Source organism: Citrobacter sp. VF227, assembly GCF_052950715.1.
On the sequence record NZ_JBRFVF010000668.1, the window covers coordinates 1 to 430 of the forward strand.

Below are 430 nucleotides of genomic sequence, written 5' to 3' on the forward strand. Positions count from 1 at the left end.
GACCAGCTGCGCGACGCCTACCGCAACAATCGACTGATTCTCTTCGTTGGCTCCGGGGTGTCGGCCAACATCGGCCTGCCACCTTGGAAAGAGCTGATCGACGAGATCGCCGTGCAGCTGGACTATGACCCGGAGGTCTTCAACACCTACGGCAATTTCCTCGCCCTGGCTGAGTACTATCGGATCAAGAAAGGCAGCATCGGCCCACTACGCAGCTGGATGGACCGCGAGTGGCACCGCAACATCGAAATCCGCGACTCCGAGATCCACCGGCTCATCGTTCATGGCCGTTTTCCGGCGATCTACACCACCAACTACGACCGCTGGCTGGAATATGCCCATGATGCCTACGCGGTGGACTACATCAAGATCGCCAATGCCAGCGACCTCACCAAGGCGCGTGATGGCGTCCGGCAGATCGTCAAGTTTC

The 430-nt window shown here is 59.1% G+C and carries 1 pseudogene; it reads left to right on the forward strand.

The features are described from left to right. A pseudogene (locus tag ACU8YC_RS28470) lies at window positions 1-430 on the forward strand (Sir2 family NAD-dependent protein deacetylase); the annotation flags it as partial.